Genomic DNA, 15,778 nt, shown 5'->3' on the forward strand with positions numbered 1-15,778 from the left:
GGAAGCGTGGAAGGACGAGGGGGGACGGGTACGGCGCGGGTCACATGCCCATGCCGCCGTCGACGGGCAGCCCGGCACCGTTGACGAAGGACGCCTGGTCGGAGGCGAGGAAGACGACGGCGGCGGCGATGTCCTCGGTGCTCGCGAGCCGGCCCGAGGGGGTCTGCGCGACGACGGCGCCGACGGCCTCGTCGGTGGAGCCGAAGAGCCCGATCCGGGCGACGTCGGCAGCGAGGTTCGCGCCCATCTGGTTCGGCACGAGGCCCGGGTAGACGGTGTTGACCCGCACCCCGTAGCCCAGGGCGCCGCTCTCCATCGCAGCGACGCGGGTGAGGCGGTCCACGGCGGACTTGGTCGCGGAGTAGACCGCGATCGCGGGGAACGCGATGGTCGCGGCGACCGAGGCGATGTTGACGACCACGCCGCCCTTGCCCGCCACGCCCTCGGGACGCATGGCGCGGAAGGCGTGCTTGAGGCCGAGGGCCGTGCCGAGCACGTTGACGTCGAGCATGGTGCGGGCCTGCGCGGGGTCGAGGTCGACCAGGAGGCTGGTGATCTCGACGCCCGCGTTGTTGACGACGATGTCGAGGCCGCCGGCCTGCTCGACGGCGGTGGCGATGCCGGCCTCCCACGAGGCGTCGTCGGTGACGTCGACGTGCACGAACACCCCGCCGATGCTCGCCGCGACCGCCTGGCCGGCCTCGTCCTGCAGGTCGGCGACGACGACCGTCGCGCCCGCCGCGGCCAGCGCACGGGCCATGCCCTCGCCGAGTCCCTGCGCGCCGCCGGTCACGAGCGCCACGCGCCCGATGAGGTCCTGGTTGGTCATGGGTGCGACTCCTTCGTCGATGGGGTGATGGCGATCACACTGACGGCACTTCTGGACAGTTGTCAAGATTTTTCTTGACGACTGTCCAAGGAATCCTGGACGTCTGTCCGGAGTGGTCTAGGCTGGGCCGTCGAGCACCAGGAGGGACCCATGGCCACGACCCGCGTGAACCCCGTCGACAAGCACGACGTGCGTCGGCGCGCCCTCGCCGAGTCGGCGCTGCGCACCCTCGGCGAGCTCGGCTACGCCAAGGCGTCGCTCCGCGAGATCGCCACCAACTCCGCGTTCAGCCACGGGATGGTGCACTACTACTTCGCCGACAAGCTCGAGCTGATCGTCTACTGCGTGCGCTACTACAAGGAGACGTGCGTGACCCGGTACGACGGGGTCGTCAGCACGTCGCAGTCGGCCGACGAGCTGCTCGACGCCTTCGCCGCGAAGCTCTGCGAGACGATCGTCGACGAGGCGCCGATGCACCGGCTCTGGTACGACCTGCGCGCCCAGAGCATGTTCGAGGAGAGCCTGCGCGAGGCCGTCACGCAGATCGACCGCACGCTCGAGGACATGATCTGGCGGGTCGTGACCCGCTACGCCGAGCTCGGCGGACGGTCCGTGACGGTGCCGCAGCACGCGGCGTACGGGATCCTCGACGGCGTGTTCCAGCAGGCACTGCTGGCCTACCTGGGCTCGGACGCTCCCGACGCGGCGCTCGAGGCCCTGCGCGCCGAGGTGCGCACGCTCGTGCCGCTGCTGGTGGGCTGAGCGCCGCCTTTCTCCGGTCGTGGTGTGAGCCCACCACTTTCCGCAGGCCTGGCACCACGACCCGGCGGTTGGGGGCGGGCGCGACACTGACGTCATGCCGCCGGAGCCCAAGACCTGCCGCTCCTGCGGACGCCGCATCGAGTGGCGCAAGAAGTGGGAGCGCGACTGGGACCAGGTGCAGTACTGCTCCACCGCATGCCGACGTCGCGGCATCACCGCGGTCGACGAGCGGCTCGAGGCGCTGATGCTCCAGCGGATCTCGCGGGGTGGGTCCACGGCCGACCCCGCCGACGTCGCGCTCGCCGTGGCCGACGGCGACGAGGCGGCAGCGGCGGAGCTCGCCGAGCCCGCTCGCCGCGCGGCCCGCCGCCTGGTCGCACGGGGAGAGGCCGAGATCGTGCAGCGCGGGAAGGTCGTCGACCCGTCGACGGCGAAGGGGGCGTTCGAGGTGCGTCGCCGGCGCTAGGTCACCGTCGGTGGCGCCGTCGCACCCACCGGCTGGCCGCATCGGTACGCCGCGCCTCCGTCCCCGTCGCCAGGTCGCCCAGCTGGCGGATGCCCGGGGCGCCCCGCACGAGGTGGGCGAGGTGCACGAGCGCCATCTCGTCGAGCTGGTGGTCGGGGTCGCCGCAGTCGAAGATCCAGTGGTCGCCGGAGCCGACCATGGTGCCGCGCCACACCCGGAGCACGGCATCGCCGCGCTCGGCGACGTGGGTGCAGGTGACGACCTCGTGCTCGGGCGGGAGGTCGAACGGCCACGGCGGCTCGGCGGCCGTGGCGCCCGTGCGGGGCGACGGGACCCGCCAGGTCGGCGGTTGCTCCTCGTCGAGGACGGCGGGCGCGCCGGGCTGCCAGGCGAACACCCCGCGCCGGTCGGGCCACACCACGGCGAGGGCGGCGGGCGCGCGGCGGTGGAACCACCCCGACCAGCTCACCGTGTCGCCGAGGGCGTGCGCGGCGACCTGCTCGACGACCACGGGGACCCCCGCGAGCACGTCCTCGAGCAGGTCGCCGGGAGCGAGCCGGTGTCCCGCGACGACGCGGGAGGCGATGCGATCGAGGGAGCGCTTCATCAGCCCGTGGTCCAATCCCGACATCAGCAGCTCGGGGTGGTCGGCGCTGTGGCCCAGCCCGATCGTGTAGGCGAACGCCGGGCCGGGTTCGTCGTCCTGGCCGCAGTCGCCGTCCCCACAGTCGCACGGCCCGCCGCCCCCGACGCTCATCACCGACCAGCCGTGCTCGCGCACGCCGGCCAGGACGTGGCGGTCGAGCTCGTCGTAGTGCTCCGCCGGGCGACAGGCGTGGCAGTCGCACCGCCGGGCGCCGGCTGATCGGGGTCCCCGCGGTGGGGTGTCCCGTGGTGCCATCGCTCCTCCTTCGGGCGGGCCGTGACGGGCCCGGATCGGGAGCAGCAAGCGTGCACCGGATCGGCCGACGCCGGCGGGCGTCATCCACAGGGGCCGGAGGCCCCGCCCCTCACCCCGCGGGAGCCGCGGCGATGTCGAGGACCCAGGTCACGCCGTACGGGTCGGTGACCATCCCGTAGAGCGGCGACCAGCCCGACGGTGCGAGGGGCACGATCACCGTCGCGCCCTCGCCGGCCAGCCCCTCCCAGTAGCGCGTGAGCTCGTCGGTGTCGTCGCCGCGCACGGAGACGAAGTACGACGCGGTGCCGGCGTCGTACGGGCGGTCCGACGGCACGTCGAAGGCCATGACGTGGAAGCCGGCCGGGGAGACGACCTGGCCCCACATGACGTGGTCGGCCTCGGCGGGGTCGCCGACGGCGTGGGCGTCGGCGTACGTCGCGATGGCGAGCTCCCCGCCGAAGACGGAGCGGTAGTGCTCGAGGGCGGCGCGGGCGGTGCCGCGGAGGTTGACGTGGGTGACGGTGGTGACGGACATGGGTCTCTCCTCGGTGGTGGTGCGGGGGACGAGGACCACACTCCACCGCCATGAGGACAGGTTGTGTCCTCTTCTCCTGCGATCATCGGGGCATGCCCACGACGTCGTCCCGGATGCTGACGCTGCTCTCCCTCCTGCAGTCGCGGCGCGACTGGCCGGGCGGGGTGCTGGCGGAGCGTCTCGACGTGAGCACGCGGACCGTGCGGCGCGACGTCGACCGCCTCCGGGACCTCGGCTACCGGATCGCCACGGTGAAGGGGCCGGACGGCGGCTACCGGCTCGACGCGGGCGCCGACCTGCCTCCGCTGCTGTTCGACGACGACCAGGCCGTCGCGCTCACCGTGGCCCTGCAGGTGGCGACGACGGCGGGGGCCGGGATCGGGGACGACGCGCTACGCGCGCTCGGGACCCTGCGCCAGGTGATGCCGACGCGGCTGCGTCACCGGATCGACGCGCTGAGCGTCGAGGCGGTGCGGCCGCCGGGGTCGTCCGACGACGCGGACCCGGCGGTGCTCGTCGCCGTCGGGGCTGCCGTGCGGGCGCGGGAGGTGCTGCGCTTCGACTACGGTGCCGACGCCGAGCGCCGTCGGGCCGAGCCGCACCACGTGGTGACGTGGCGGGGGCGCTGGTACCTCGTCGCCTTCGACCTCGACCGCGACGACTGGCGCACCTTCCGCGTCGACCGGATCGCGCCGCGCACCCCGAACGGCCCGCGCTTCACGCCGCGGGAGCTGCCGGGCGGCGACGTCGCGACGTACCTGACCGGGGTGTTCCGGGGCAGCGCCGACGGGGTCGGCTGGCCGTGCACGGGCGAGGTGGTGGTGGGGCTGCCGCTGGCCGAGGTGCTGCCGTACGTCGGGGACGGCGTCGCCGTCGCGCTCGACGAGGGGCGCACGCGGCTGACGGTCGGGTCGTGGTCGTGGGTGGGGGTCGTCGCCGCGGTGCTGCGGTACGACGCGGAGATCGAGGTCGTCGGGCCCGACGCGCTGCGCGAGGCGTTCGCGCGGGTGGGGGAGCGCTGTGGGCGGGCGGGATGTGGTACTCCCGGACGCTCGATCGGCACCTGAGGTGGAGCCGTTGCCCCGTCGATCGGCCGTAGCGTCCTCGCGTGATCACGACCTTCCTCATCGAGCATCCCTGGCTGTCGCCGACGGCGCTCGCCCTCCTCCTCGTCGTCGGCCCGCTCGTGGGACGGCTGGTGGCGCACCGGCCGGGTGCCGCCTGGGTGCTGACCGGCCTCGCGACGGTGCCGGTCGTGGTCCTCACGATGCTCCCGACCGACCGGAGAGCCTTCGAGCGGTGCGAGGTCGCGTGGACCATGCCGACCCCGGGACGCGTCGAGCTCGCGGCCAACGTCGTGCTGTTCGTGGCGCCCGTGCTCCTCGCCGCGGTGGCGACCCGGCGCCCGCTGCTGGTGGCGGTCGCCGGTAGCGCGCTGAGTGCACTGATCGAGACCGTGCAGGCCCTGGCGCCGGCCCTCGGGCGGTCCTGCTCGACGAACGACTGGCTCTCCAACACCATCGGGGTCGCCCTCGGTGCGGCGCTGGGGGTGGTGGCCCTGCGGCTCGCCGGTCCGGTGGGCCCGGGGTCGCGCTTGACGATCCGTCCACGGTCGTTGACGCGTCCCTGACCCCCTCCGAGGGTGGGGCCGACGGGGGCCGCAGCGTGGACGGAGGTCAGGACATGGCGAACGAGCAAGGGTCGGCGGTGGAGGTGCGGGTCGAACGGGGCTGCATCTCGTCGGGCATCTGCGTCGAGATCGCGCCGGAGTCGTTCGAGCTCGTGGGCGTGCGGGCCAGGCCGCGCCTCCCGCTGGCGGACTCGCCCGAGGCGCGATCGGCACTGCAGGAGGCCGTCGAGGCCTGCCCGGTGGAGGCCATCCTGGTGCTGCCGGCCGCGCCCGACGCTCCCTGAGGGCGCCGGGCGCGGCCGCGCGGGTCAGCTCGCGGCAGAGCGGGGGGCGGGCCACTGCACGCCGACGCTCTCCATCCCCGCCATGATGTCCATGCCCGGGTTGGCCTGCAGCACCTCCTTGAAGGTGGGGCTGCCGACGACGACGGGCTTGAAGGAGCGCAGGAAGTCGTCGATCTCCTTCGCCTCGCGCTCGGGCAGCCCGAACTCCTCGTAGGCCGGGGTAACGATGTCGTTGAACAGCGCGTCCCAGTACTCCTCGGTGATGCCCATGCCGCGGTGCGCGGTGGCCATGTCGGGGCCGGTGTAGGTGTGCGGCCCGCCCCAGTGCTCCCCGAGGAACTCGACGAACCCGCTGATCTCCTCCTGCACCTCGGCCTGGGTCTTGTGGTTCCAGATGTGGCCGATGGTCGGGTTGAGCATCGCGCGCTGGACGAGGATCGCGGCGAGGAACTTCACGGTCGGGAGGCCGCCGAGGCGGTCGTACAGGCTGGCGTCGTCGGCCGGCGTGGTGGCTTCGGGGGTGGCGGTGGTGTCGGTCATGGGTCCGACGATGAAAGTGACGGAACAAATGCGTCAACAACTGTCGACGGATCGACAAGTCCTGTCATGTGACGGTAACCACGCGACGCCGCCGCTGTGCTTCACTCCTCGGGTGGACGTCGACACCCGAACCGTTCCGGCACGGGAGCGCTACGACTACTGGGTCGCGAGCGTCTCCGACCGCTTCGTGCCGCTGCGCACGACCGTGCCGTCCCGCGAGGGCCTGCAGGGGCGGATCCGAAGCGCGCAGGTCGCCGACGTCGGCGTCCGACGGATCGCCGGCACCGAGCACCGCTTCGAGCGGCGGGAGTGCGACATCAGCCGGAGCGGTGACCGCGACGTGCTCAGCATCGTGTTCCTCCACCGGGGTGCGACGACCGTCGAGCAGGACGGCCGCGTGGCGACCCTCCTGCCGGGGGACTTCCTGCTCTACGACAGCGAGCGGCCGTTCGACTTCTGCAGCCACGGCCCGTTCGACTACTCGATCGCGATGCTGCCCAAGGACCTGCTGGCGTTCGGCGCCGACGACTACCGCGACCTCACCGTGCGACCGCGGCCGGGCGGCCGCGGGGTGGAGGCCCTGGTGTGGCGGCTCGTGACCTCGCTGTCGTCGTGGGACACGACGTCGGTGGGCGACCGTCGAGCCGCCGGTCTCGAGCGGGCGCTGGTCGCGCTGGTCTCGGCGCTGGCCCCGTTGGGCGAGCCCCCCAGCCCGCGGGAGGTCCTCGTCGACGTCGCCCGAGCACTCGTGCTCCACCACCTCACGGATCCTCGGCTCTCGCCGGCGTCGGTCGCCGCCGCCTGCGGGATCTCGGTGAGCTACCTCCACCGCCTGTTCGAGCCGGAGCCGGCGACGGTGGCCGCCTTCATCCGGGAGGAGCGGCTGCTCCTGGCCCACGAGCGTCTCGTCGACCCGGGGAACCGGGGCGAGTCGATCGCGGCGATCGGCCGCGCCTGCGGCTTCGACGATCCCGCGCACTTCAGCCGGCTGGTGCGCCAACGGTTCGGCGTGGCGCCCACCGAGCTACGGCGGAGTGGCGTGCTGGCGGGCGGCCTCGTACCGGTCTAGAGGACGACCGCGAGCACGATCAGCAGCACGACCAGGCCGATGAGAAGGCCGCCGACGGCGACCGCCGCGACGGTCAGGCCGACCTTCGCCGTGCTGTTCATCTTCTTGGTGAGCCCGAGGTGCTGGGCCGGGCCGTCGATGAGCCGCTTGCCCTCGCTGGAGTCGAAGGAGTAGCCGACGACGGCGCCGACGTTGCCGTCGTCGTCCATGCCGACCTCCTTGCGGAAGGACTTCGACACGACCATGCCCTGCTGGACGGACTTCGAGGCGCGCAGCACGGGGCGGGGCACGCCGCCGGCATCGAGCCCGGCCTCCCACGTGACCGTGGTCTGGCGGTCGGTCACGGTGTAGGTGTCGGACGCGGCGTCCACCGTCACGAGGTGCTGGAAGGACGACTCGAGCGACTTCCGCTTCATCAGCGTCGACCACTGCTGGTCGACGATGTCGATCTGCACCGTGAATCCGGTGGGGGTCTCGTCGGCGACCATGTACGGCGTGTTCGCCGTTGCGCGACGTACCTCGGCTGCGAGCTCAGCGGCGGTGACCATGGGGCGACAGTACGCCGGGGGTGGGGGCCCTTGACGGTGGTCGAGGTGGCTCGGATGCTGGCCGTCGGCACAGTCTCGAGGCGGTGGGGTGCGATGACGACCTATTCCGGCACGAAGGAGTTCGAGGGCGCGCGGTTCGTGCGGTCGAGCCTCAAGGGGGCGACCATCCGCTTCTCGGACGTCAGCGGCATGACCATGCGCGGGGTCGACCTGGACGGGCTCGACATCGACAGCCACGACCTGATGTTCGGCAGGCTGCTCGTGAACGGGGTGGACGTCGTACCGCTCGTGGAGGCCGAGCTCAACTGCCGGTTCCCGGGGCGGGAGCTGCAGAACGCGAAGGACCCCGAGGGGCTGCGCACCGCGGGTGGGAGGCGGTGCAGGCGGCGTGGGCGGAGACGGTGGCGTCGACGCCTCCCTCGTTGCTGGATGCGCACGTCGAGGACGAGTGGTCGCTGGTCGAGACCCTGCGCCACCTCGTGCTGGCCACCGACGCGTGGCTGCGGGGCGGGGTGCTCGGGGTCGAGCAGCCGTTCCACGAGCTCGGGCTGATCTTCACCGGCGCGGGGGAAATGGGCTTCGACATGTCGATCTTCCGGACGGACACGCCTGGTTTTGAGGAGGTCGTTGCCGTGCGCGCCGAGCGCCAGGCGATGGTGACGGAGCTCCTGGCGACCGCGACGCCGGAGCTGCTGGCCGAGGAGCGCCGGAACCCGTGGGGCGGCGACGACTGGAAGCCGACGGTGGGGGACTGCGTGCGCGTGATCCTGGAGGAGGAGTGGGCGCACCTGCGCTACGTACGGCGCGACCTGGCGCTGCTGGGTGAGAAGAGTGTCGCGGGCTCGTGATGTCGCGTTTCGCGGCCGGAAATTAGCGCGGTGGATCGCTGAGCCGACGTGTGCTCAGTGATCTCACGCGCTCTCTGAGGGAGCCCCCACCCATCGAACCGGAGTCCGCAGGAGACGTCCCGGGTCGGTCTGATGATGCTTGAGGGGTGGCGATACTGCTTCGAACTCAGTAGCGCCTGCGGCCCCTCGTGCAGTGCATGGATTCACGGGGGTGCCGAGGGGATCTCCGAGGGGGCTCAACGCACCAGCGTCTCGACGGGGTCGAGGTAGAAGAGGCACTGGGCCTGGTCCAACGGCCCAACGGTGGCGGTGACTCGGAGAAGGTCTCCCTCCCCGATGGCCTCGGGGTAGTCACCGGCGAGGTTCAGGTCCGCCAACCCGACGTCCTCGAACTTGAACGCCGGGCCGGCACTGGCGCTGGTCCCAGCATCACCGGCCGCGACCAGGATGTCGTAGCGGGTGTCGTACGAACCGTGTTTCGTCATGGAGTTGATCGAGGCGTCAAACTCGAGAATGGCGCCGGCATTTTGAGCGGCGAACGCGCCGATGCTGGGATCGCAATAGTCATTCACCACCAGCAGTGCCGCGAACTCGGGGCTGGTGGCGGCTGTGAGCGGACCAGCTGCGCTGGGTAGGGAGGTCGGCGTGCTGGGAGGCGAGGTCGTCCCGCTCTGATTGTCCTGGCCGTTGTCAGTAGTGGAGGCAGGCGATGCCGACGACGACGGGTTGGTCGTTCCACCGCCGGCTGTGAACGCGACGATGACTCCGATGACCAGTGCCAGCGCAACCAAGCCCGCGCCGCCGGTCGCCACGAGTCGCCATGGCACCGGCGGCCGGGCGCGTCTAAAAGTCAGGGAGGTGCGAACGACGCCGCGATCCTCGGCGATGAGCTCCCAGCCATCGCCTGCCCACTTCGCCGCGACCTTCGACTCGGTGCCGCGAATCGCCTGCACCGTCTTTGACTCGTAGCGCAGGTTGTTGTTCATCGTGCCCCCAGGCGTCGCAAGCTTGTCGCGCTGAACTCTAGGGACGTGCTGGACGGCTTGGTTGTCGCTTGCCGCAACTGCTTGCGAGGGGTCGACAGCCCCCGCGAGATACGGGTGTGTCGTGGTCTCGTCGAATTTCGGAAACGACTCCGCAGCAGCAGCGCCGCGTGCGATCGTCGCCCCATGACCGACGTCACACCCCAACCGCGCGAGCTGCGCAAGGGCGCCAACGTCGCCATCAGGGACCTCGGCGGCGAGCTGGGCGGTCTCACCGTGTTCCTCGACAGCCGCGGGCACGATGGCGAGACGATCGACGCCGACGTGAGCGTCCTGCTGCTCGACGCGTCCGGCAAGGTGCGGTCGAGTGCCGACTTCGTCTTCTACAACCAGCCGATCGCGCTGAACGGCGCCGTGCACCTGCGGGACAAGCTCGTGTCGGAGCCCGACTCGGACGAAGCCGCGGTCGGATGGTCGTCCGACGTCGTGACGCTCGAGCTCGACGACGTACCCCAGGAGATCGAGCGCATCGTCGTCGCCGCGAGCCTGGACGCGTCGACCGGCCGTACCTTCGGCGACGCCGCCGGCGTGCGCCTGCGGCTGCAGCGCAGCTCGGATGCTGCCGATCTCCTCGTCTTCGTCATCGAGGACGTCACGACCGAGAGTGCGCTCGTGTTCGGCGAGTTCTACCGCCGCGACGAGGACTGGAAGATCCGCGCGGTGGGGCGTGGCTACCAGGAGGGCCTCGCCGCGCTCGTCACCGAGCACGGCGTCGACGTCTCGGAGGAGGCCGAGGAGTCGGAGGAGAGCGAGGCCCCCGCCGTCGTCGAGGAGGCGGGTGCCAAACCGGCGCCGGCCGCGGACGTGGTCGCCCCTCCGGCGCCGCCGATGCCGGAGGTCGTCGAGGAGGACCCGGGTGCGGCGACACCCGCCACGCCTGCCAAGCGCTCGGTCTCGGTACGCCGTCCGACGCGGGCGCCGCGCCTCCCGGCCGACTGGAACGCGTCGATCCCGGCCGACGACGGCAACGACTGGCAGGCCGCGCGTCTCTTCCCCGTGGCGGGGATCGGCAGCGGGGAGGAGCAGGAGCGTCGCGCCACGTCGGCGTTGCTCGCTGTCATGAGCATGGTGCGGGAGTTCGGTGCCGCGCTCACCGGCCGCTGCGGTGCGCCGCGCGGCACCATCACGACGTACATCGAGGTGCCGTTCGGCCAGGACGAGGAGGCGTACCGCCCCGACGGCGTCATCCAGGTACGCCGCGGCGCCCGCGAGTGGACCGCGCTGGTCGAGGTGAAGACCTCCACGGGGCGTCTCAACGCGGAGCAGATCGAGAAGTACGTCGAGATCGCGCGGGCGCGCGGGTACGACGCCGTGATCACCATCAGCAACGAGCTGGCCGGCGGCGATGCCGACCACCCGGTGGCGGTCGACCGACGCAAGCTGCGGAAGGTGTCGCTGCACCACCTGTCGTGGGACCAGATCCGTGCCGAGGCCGTCCTCGCCGCGCGGCACCGCGGCGTCGCCGATGCCACTCAGGGGAAGGTGCTGGAGGAGTTCGTCCGGTACATGTCCCACGCGCGGTCCGGGATGGGCGGTCTGGGGGACATGGGGCCGAGCTGGGTGAAGCTGCGGGACGCCGTGAAGTCGAAGACGGCGCGCGCCTCGGACAAGGCGACGGGGGAGATCAGCGCTCGGTTCGACGAGCTGATCCAGCACCTGGGCCACCACATGACGGGGCTGCTCGGGGTCGAGGTGCAGTCGCTGGCGCCTCGCGAGGCGCCGGATCACGCGAGCCGCCGGCAGCAGCTTGCCGACTCGGGACTGATGTTCGGTCGGCTGAAGGTGCCGGGGGCGGTGGACGTACTGGTGGTCGGTGCTGACTTACGCGCGGACAAGGCGAGTGCGGCCATCACGATCGGGGCGCCACGGGGCGACACCCGGCCGCTGACGCGGGTGAACTGGCTGCTGCGTCAGCTGCCGGAGGAGGCCAAGGACTCCATCCGGATCGAGGCGCACATGGCAGGACCGCGAGCGGTCTCGACCGCAGCGTTGCTGGGGAAGGCACGGCAGGACCCGTCGTGCCTCGTGCCGGAGGAGCAGCGCGAGATCAAGGCGTTCACCATCTCGCTCGAGGTGCCGCTGGGGAGCAAGCGGGCGGCCGGGACCGGGACCTTGATCGGGAGCGTGAAGGGCGCGACGACGACGTTCTACGCCGATGTGGTGCAGCACTTGCGGCCGTGGGTCGCGAAGGTGGGGGCGTCATAGGCGGCGGCACGATGCGAGTCCGCAGCAGAATCACTAGGAACCCGACCCATCCGGCTGGCACTCGGCCTCCGCACGCGCCCCACCCCCACGAACAGCCGTCACCAGATCGTTCAAGGAAGTGAACACGGTGGCCGGTCGGCGCAGCGCATTCTGGGCGTCGCGGAGTTGACGCCCGGTGTGCGCCTCGGCGCACACGTAGTCGGCGTATGCGGCAGCGCTGGACAGGTGGAACATGTCGATCAGGTCGTTTCGACGCCACTTGCTCATGTGATCGACGAACCGTCGCACGAAGAGTTCCGACACCAGCCCCGCCATCGGTGAACCCGATAGCAATGTGGCCAACTCGCGATCGCTGAACGACGGGAAGTCTGCGCTATTCGTTAACCGTCGGTAAGCAGCCGCGTAGAAGCCGATGTTCTCGTTCCAGTAGCGGCGTCGAGCCGTTGCCCTACGTTTCTCCTTCGGCAAGTTCTCCTGGCGAATTTGGGACGTGATCCGGGCGTGGTGATCAACCCATGCGGTCAGCGGATGTTTCGGCGTCTGCTCGGGATCTAGCAGCATCGACAAGAGGACGTTCGGCATCGTCAACATCGCCAGAAACTTGTCCGCGTCGGAGGTTTCGTCGGAGATGCCCAACGTCGTGTCGCTCCCGTACAAGGCCCCCGGTTCGGTCACGATCGGGTGGACAACGGGGGCACCCGCCGTCAGTCCGAGGTGAGCCCGGATCGTCAACTCTGCCTCTTGTTTCCGAAGGTCGACCGGGTTCCGGATCTGCCACCCAGCCGAGAGACGGGCCATCGTCACCCCGACCTCATAACGGCGGTCGCCGTGCAGGCCGGCCGTCTCTAGCAGGTGTCCCATCGACAACGGCATGACGACGCCAGCGTCCCGGGCCAGCCGGATCAGGTCGAGTGCGGCACGGCGCTCGTCAGCATTCTCCACCCGGGTCGGGTCGTGCAAAGCGTCCGAGACGGTTCGCCAGTGATTTCGGTTAAGGTAGACAGACGGTCGCCCGCTGAACGGTGGCGAAGAGTTCGGGTTGAACCCCTCCGTGATGATCACGTCGTCCCGTGTGGTGATCGACCAAATCCACCACTGCTCCCAGTCGAAGATGGTGCGCGCAATCGGGGATTGCTGCGGTCGGTACTTCGCTTCTAGTTCCTCTTCGACGTCCCGACCATCCTGCGTAACGATCCGTATCGTCCCATTCTGGAAGTCGATCTGCCAGTACTTGTACACGTCCGCCGAGAGCAGGTACCGGTCTTTCACGGTCTGCGGGCAATCGCGCAGCTTAACGTCATCGGCGCTCGCCGAGTCCGGGAGCCCGCTGGAGGTCTTGTGAATTGGACTGACCCGACTGATGGTCAAGCGGCATGCAGCAGAGCACCGCATCCGGGATGCGGCGCTGACCGAAAGGTACCTCGGCGTTGCCGCTGCGGGTGTGGAGGGAGGAACAGCCTTCACCGCCCTTCGCGGGCACGTCCTGGCCGCACGCGTCACGGTTACGACTCATATCCAGATTGTTCCAACAACTAACGACAATTCGTCGGAACAACGCCCTGAGTCGGCCAACCAAACACTTCACGCAGTGTTCCGCGTCGTCACCAGATACGCCTTGCCGGTGCAGGTGCCCGAACACTTCCCCTGCGCGTTGTGCAGTGCCGCAATCCCCGCCAAGCGCTCTACAGCTTCGTCTCCGTTGGTGAACGCCTCCGCGTGGACACGGTCGGAACGCTCGTAGCCGATGCGGAACAGGTGCAATACGACGTACGGACCGGTACCACGGAAGTCGGTCAGGTCTCTGCCGAATCTACACCGCAGGTACGCGCTCGTTGTTCGGTGTATGCGGTGACAGTGGTGATTCAATGTTCGCGTCGTCATGGCTCATCCTCTCGCCAGTCACGGGCTACCCGCCCCCTAGTTTCGCCGGTCTCAACCCGTCGGGGAGGGCTTGCGGCCTAGGGTTCGAGTCGAGGCCCTAGCGCTCGCTCGAGTCCTGACGCCAGCCGGTCCGTCTTCGCCGGGACGATGGTCGGCTTGGTCCCAGCTCAACAGTCGGTGATCACTTCATGCCTCGGTGCGACTGGCACTTGGCTCACCGATCATCTTCGTCGCCGCAACCAGGAGGCAACCAATGACCTATTTTTCCGCAAGTGAGCTCCGGCAACGCGCCGGTGGACTGACGGCGAGCGCGGCACAGTGGGAACTTTCCCGGCTCTCGAAGGCCGCCGCGGGCAACTTCGACGTCTTCCTGAGCCACAGCTTCCGCGACGCGATGCTGATCGTCGGCCTGAAGCGGGTACTTGAAGCCGATGGCCTCAGCGTCTACGTGGACTGGATCGAGGACCCTCAACTGGACAGGACCAAGGTCAATGCGACCACCGCCGCCCACCTTCGCGAGCGGATGAAAAGGTGCCGGTCGCTTGTCTACGCCACCTCTCAGAACGCATCCACGTCCCGGTGGATGCCATGGGAACTTGGATTCTTCGACGGAGTCAACGGTCCCGACCGGGTGGCCATCTGCCCAATCGCCACAGGGACAGGCCGCTACACCGGCGAGGAGTACCTGGGCCTCTACAAGACACTGGAGAAAGTCCGCGACGCTGGCGTGTTTCGCCCGTTCGTCGTTCGTCCGTCACGTCGGCAGGCAGAGCGCCTGGGGTCCTTCGCGGCGGGTAAAGGCTTGTTCGTCGGGCTGTCGTAGACGAGGCCGTGCTGAATTGTTCCGCAGACTTCAGGGCTCATTGGCAGTGCGCCCACACGGCTATCGCAATCCCCCCAAGCAGCAGCGGACCGTAGACGGGGGCCACCGCCCATGACCGAAGATCTTCCCAGTCGGGCCAGTAGTTGACCTTCGCTCCTGCGGGCCCGGCGAGAGCCGGATTCATGGAGAAAGCTGGGATGGCACTCCCGACGGCCACCCTGTCGTAGAGCTTGCGGAAGGCGCGCTCTTGCTTGAGGTAGTTGGCGTCCAAGACGCCGAAGATGATTACAGCGATGAGGCCCATGACGGCTACCACCCACTGTTGCTTCGTTACTGCGTACCCGTAGGTGAGCGTGACGATCGGCAGCAGCCAGGTTTTCGCAGAGGAAGAGGCCTGGGACATGCGGGTGACTACAGCCTGGATGAAGGAGAGGTGCTGTCGCCTATCCTCCGGTGAGACGTCGGAGCTTCCGAAAGGAAGAACCGAGCGGACGAGAGCAAGAGTCTGATCCTGCGCGTCGGGGTCCTCCGCCGCCCTGTCGGGCCAGACGAGCGAGACGTCGTCGTCGCTCCACCGAGGCACAACGTGGAAGTGCACATGCGGGATGGTTTGCGTCGCGGCCGAGCCCGTCGACTGGATGATGTTGATTCCGTCAGGAGAAACAGCCGACCGTACGCCTATGGCCGTACGCCTGACGGCAGATCCGAGCTGCCGGCTCTCTGCGTCAGTGAGGTCAACGTGTTCGGCGACATGCCGATTCGGGATGACCAAGGTGTGGCCCCGTGTCGCCGGCATGAGCGGGAAGAACGCGGTGACATCCTGGTCTCGGTACAGGACGCGGGCGCTTGAATCTTCGCCCTTTACGATGATGCAGAAGGGGCACGGATCGTTGCTCATCGTTGAGCCACACCCTGCGAAACCCACTGCTCGATGTTGGCGGCGAGGGCTCGGTAGGTGGCCTGGGAGTCGATGCTCCCTTGCCAGTTCTTGACGGTGGGATCGTAGATAGGCACGCCGCGCACCCCGGCGTTGGCGAATGGGTCTCCGCCGATGGTGTCGACCGTCCCCATCGATGACAGGCCATGAATCCTGATCCCAACGAGAGGCTTCTTGATCGACCACGCCTTCTGGATCTCGTACTTGACCCAGGGGCGGCCGGCCGTCTCCTTGCCAATGAGAACCACGACTGCACGCTTGTATGCCATCTCTCCGTCGATCCACTTCTGGATCGCGGGTGTTCCTCCCCGCTGGACCGTCTCCCACTGCTGGGAGTTCAGGATCGGCTGCCCTTCGAGGGCGTTGATGTGCTTCACGAGCTGCACTCGATGAACGTCGCGGGTGTAATGGAAGCTGTAGAAGACGGTCTTCGCCATGGATGAGTCCTGGGGGTTCTGGGGCTGGGATTGCACCTTA

General features: G+C 69.4%; 19 protein-coding genes. 9 read left to right on the top strand and 10 right to left on the bottom strand.

Going from position 1 to position 15,778, the window contains the following annotated elements; genetic code table 11:
* Positions 1 to 40: 40 nt before the first annotated feature.
* Positions 41 to 829: an SDR family NAD(P)-dependent oxidoreductase gene (locus QE405_RS05125; protein WP_307199135.1), complete on the bottom strand. Its 789-nt coding sequence runs from the start codon at positions 827 to 829 to the stop codon at positions 41 to 43.
* Between the two features lie 150 nt (positions 830 to 979).
* On the opposite strand from QE405_RS05125, the gene QE405_RS05130 reads away from it, so the two are divergent.
* The gene (locus QE405_RS05130; RefSeq protein ID WP_307199136.1) at positions 980 to 1,591 is read left to right on the top strand and encodes a TetR/AcrR family transcriptional regulator; all 612 of its coding nucleotides are present in this window, start codon (positions 980 to 982) and stop codon (positions 1,589 to 1,591) included.
* Between the two features lie 94 nt (positions 1,592 to 1,685).
* A complete protein-coding gene (locus QE405_RS05135; protein WP_307199137.1) occupies positions 1,686 to 2,057 on the top strand; it encodes a DUF2256 and DUF3253 domain-containing protein in 372 nt (123 codons plus the stop codon).
* A 1-nt stretch (position 2,058) separates the two neighbouring features.
* Here QE405_RS05135 and QE405_RS05140 read toward each other — a convergent pair whose 3' ends face one another.
* Both QE405_RS05140 and QE405_RS05145 read right to left on the bottom strand, forming a co-directional pair.
* Positions 2,059 to 2,958 (bottom strand): DUF4262 domain-containing protein, encoded by a 900-nt coding sequence (locus QE405_RS05140; RefSeq protein WP_307199138.1) that lies wholly within the window; start codon positions 2,956 to 2,958, stop codon positions 2,059 to 2,061.
* 109 nt (positions 2,959 to 3,067) lie between these two features.
* Entirely contained in the window at positions 3,068 to 3,493 is a 426-nt protein-coding gene (locus QE405_RS05145) for a VOC family protein (RefSeq protein WP_307199139.1), read from the bottom strand.
* Between the two features lie 92 nt (positions 3,494 to 3,585).
* Between QE405_RS05145 and QE405_RS05150 the strand changes: the two genes are divergently transcribed.
* From QE405_RS05150 to QE405_RS05160, 3 genes are read left to right on the top strand one after another with little or no spacing between them, the layout of a single operon-like run.
* Entirely contained in the window at positions 3,586 to 4,560 is a 975-nt protein-coding gene (locus QE405_RS05150; RefSeq protein WP_307199140.1) for a helix-turn-helix transcriptional regulator, read from the top strand.
* 41 nt (positions 4,561 to 4,601) lie between these two features.
* Positions 4,602 to 5,123, top strand: a complete 522-nt coding sequence (locus QE405_RS05155; protein ID WP_307199141.1) for a VanZ family protein — start codon at positions 4,602 to 4,604, stop codon at positions 5,121 to 5,123.
* Between the two features lie 53 nt (positions 5,124 to 5,176).
* Positions 5,177 to 5,407: a ferredoxin gene (locus QE405_RS05160; protein WP_307199142.1), complete on the top strand. Its 231-nt coding sequence runs from the start codon at positions 5,177 to 5,179 to the stop codon at positions 5,405 to 5,407.
* Positions 5,408 to 5,431: 24 nt separating this feature from the next.
* Here the strand turns inward: QE405_RS05160 and QE405_RS05165 are convergent, their stop codons facing one another.
* Positions 5,432 to 5,947, bottom strand: a complete 516-nt coding sequence (locus QE405_RS05165) for a group I truncated hemoglobin (RefSeq protein WP_307199143.1) — start codon at positions 5,945 to 5,947, stop codon at positions 5,432 to 5,434.
* Between the two features lie 112 nt (positions 5,948 to 6,059).
* On the opposite strand from QE405_RS05165, the gene QE405_RS05170 reads away from it, so the two are divergent.
* Positions 6,060 to 7,016 carry a helix-turn-helix domain-containing protein gene (locus tag QE405_RS05170; RefSeq protein ID WP_307199144.1) on the top strand — a complete coding sequence of 319 codons (957 nt, stop codon included), beginning with the start codon at positions 6,060 to 6,062 and terminating at the stop codon, positions 7,014 to 7,016.
* Here QE405_RS05170 and QE405_RS05175 read toward each other — a convergent pair.
* On the bottom strand, positions 7,013 to 7,564 hold the full coding sequence (locus tag QE405_RS05175) for a hypothetical protein (protein WP_307199145.1): 552 nt from the start codon (positions 7,562 to 7,564) through the stop codon (positions 7,013 to 7,015). The two genes, QE405_RS05170 and QE405_RS05175, sit on opposite strands and share 4 nt — an antisense overlap.
* A 401-nt stretch (positions 7,565 to 7,965) precedes the next feature.
* Between QE405_RS05175 and QE405_RS05180 the strand changes: the two genes are divergently transcribed.
* The gene (locus QE405_RS05180; RefSeq protein ID WP_307199146.1) at positions 7,966 to 8,412 is read left to right on the top strand and encodes a DinB family protein; all 447 of its coding nucleotides are present in this window, start codon (positions 7,966 to 7,968) and stop codon (positions 8,410 to 8,412) included.
* 236 nt (positions 8,413 to 8,648) lie between these two features.
* Here QE405_RS05180 and QE405_RS05185 read toward each other — a convergent pair whose 3' ends face one another.
* On the bottom strand, positions 8,649 to 9,398 hold the full coding sequence (locus QE405_RS05185) for a DUF4839 domain-containing protein (protein WP_307199147.1): 750 nt from the start codon (positions 9,396 to 9,398) through the stop codon (positions 8,649 to 8,651).
* Positions 9,399 to 9,581: 183 nt separating this feature from the next.
* Here QE405_RS05185 and QE405_RS05190 point away from each other — a divergent pair, with 183 nt between their 5' ends.
* Positions 9,582 to 11,660 (top strand): TerD family protein, encoded by a 2,079-nt coding sequence (locus QE405_RS05190; protein ID WP_307199148.1) that lies wholly within the window; start codon positions 9,582 to 9,584, stop codon positions 11,658 to 11,660.
* A 33-nt stretch (positions 11,661 to 11,693) separates the two neighbouring features.
* On the opposite strand, the gene QE405_RS05195 is transcribed toward QE405_RS05190, so the two are convergent.
* On the bottom strand, positions 11,694 to 13,028 hold the full coding sequence (locus QE405_RS05195; protein WP_307199149.1) for a hypothetical protein: 1,335 nt from the start codon (positions 13,026 to 13,028) through the stop codon (positions 11,694 to 11,696).
* A gap of 213 nt (positions 13,029 to 13,241) precedes the next feature.
* On the bottom strand, positions 13,242 to 13,541 hold the full coding sequence (locus tag QE405_RS05200; RefSeq protein WP_307199150.1) for a hypothetical protein: 300 nt from the start codon (positions 13,539 to 13,541) through the stop codon (positions 13,242 to 13,244).
* Between the two features lie 196 nt (positions 13,542 to 13,737).
* Here QE405_RS05200 and QE405_RS05205 point away from each other — a divergent pair, with 196 nt between their 5' ends.
* Positions 13,738 to 14,364, top strand: coding sequence for a hypothetical protein (locus QE405_RS05205; RefSeq protein ID WP_307199151.1), 627 nt, complete (start codon positions 13,738 to 13,740; stop codon positions 14,362 to 14,364).
* Between the two features lie 37 nt (positions 14,365 to 14,401).
* On the opposite strand, the gene QE405_RS05210 is transcribed toward QE405_RS05205, so the two are convergent.
* Both QE405_RS05210 and QE405_RS05215 read right to left on the bottom strand, forming a co-directional pair.
* Positions 14,402 to 15,262 carry an HIT family protein gene (locus tag QE405_RS05210; RefSeq protein ID WP_307199152.1) on the bottom strand — a complete coding sequence of 287 codons (861 nt, stop codon included), beginning with the start codon at positions 15,260 to 15,262 and terminating at the stop codon, positions 14,402 to 14,404.
* Positions 15,259 to 15,738 (bottom strand): TIR domain-containing protein, encoded by a 480-nt coding sequence (locus QE405_RS05215; RefSeq protein ID WP_307199153.1) that lies wholly within the window; start codon positions 15,736 to 15,738, stop codon positions 15,259 to 15,261. Before QE405_RS05215 ends, QE405_RS05210 begins: the two co-directional genes overlap by 4 nt.
* Positions 15,739 to 15,778: the final 40 nt, after the last annotated feature.

Source organism: Nocardioides zeae (assembly GCF_030818655.1).
Lineage (GTDB): Bacteria > Actinomycetota > Actinomycetes > Propionibacteriales > Nocardioidaceae > Nocardioides > Nocardioides zeae_A.

Coding starts and splice junctions, on each gene's coding strand:
- QE405_RS05125 (WP_307199135.1), bottom strand. CDS start 829: ATGACCAACCAGGACCTCATCGGGCGCGTGGCGCTCGTGACCGGCGGC.
- QE405_RS05130 (WP_307199136.1), top strand. CDS start 980: ATGGCCACGACCCGCGTGAACCCCGTCGACAAGCACGACGTGCGTCGG.
- QE405_RS05135 (WP_307199137.1), top strand. CDS start 1,686: ATGCCGCCGGAGCCCAAGACCTGCCGCTCCTGCGGACGCCGCATCGAG.
- QE405_RS05140 (WP_307199138.1), bottom strand. CDS start 2,958: ATGGCACCACGGGACACCCCACCGCGGGGACCCCGATCAGCCGGCGCC.
- QE405_RS05145 (WP_307199139.1), bottom strand. CDS start 3,493: ATGTCCGTCACCACCGTCACCCACGTCAACCTCCGCGGCACCGCCCGC.
- QE405_RS05150 (WP_307199140.1), top strand. CDS start 3,586: ATGCCCACGACGTCGTCCCGGATGCTGACGCTGCTCTCCCTCCTGCAG.
- QE405_RS05160 (WP_307199142.1), top strand. CDS start 5,177: ATGGCGAACGAGCAAGGGTCGGCGGTGGAGGTGCGGGTCGAACGGGGC.
- QE405_RS05165 (WP_307199143.1), bottom strand. CDS start 5,947: ATGACCGACACCACCGCCACCCCCGAAGCCACCACGCCGGCCGACGAC.
- QE405_RS05175 (WP_307199145.1), bottom strand. CDS start 7,564: ATGGTCACCGCCGCTGAGCTCGCAGCCGAGGTACGTCGCGCAACGGCG.
- QE405_RS05185 (WP_307199147.1), bottom strand. CDS start 9,398: ATGAACAACAACCTGCGCTACGAGTCAAAGACGGTGCAGGCGATTCGC.
- QE405_RS05190 (WP_307199148.1), top strand. CDS start 9,582: ATGACCGACGTCACACCCCAACCGCGCGAGCTGCGCAAGGGCGCCAAC.
- QE405_RS05200 (WP_307199150.1), bottom strand. CDS start 13,541: ATGACGACGCGAACATTGAATCACCACTGTCACCGCATACACCGAACA.
- QE405_RS05210 (WP_307199152.1), bottom strand. CDS start 15,262: ATGAGCAACGATCCGTGCCCCTTCTGCATCATCGTAAAGGGCGAAGAT.
- QE405_RS05215 (WP_307199153.1), bottom strand. CDS start 15,738: ATGGCGAAGACCGTCTTCTACAGCTTCCATTACACCCGCGACGTTCAT.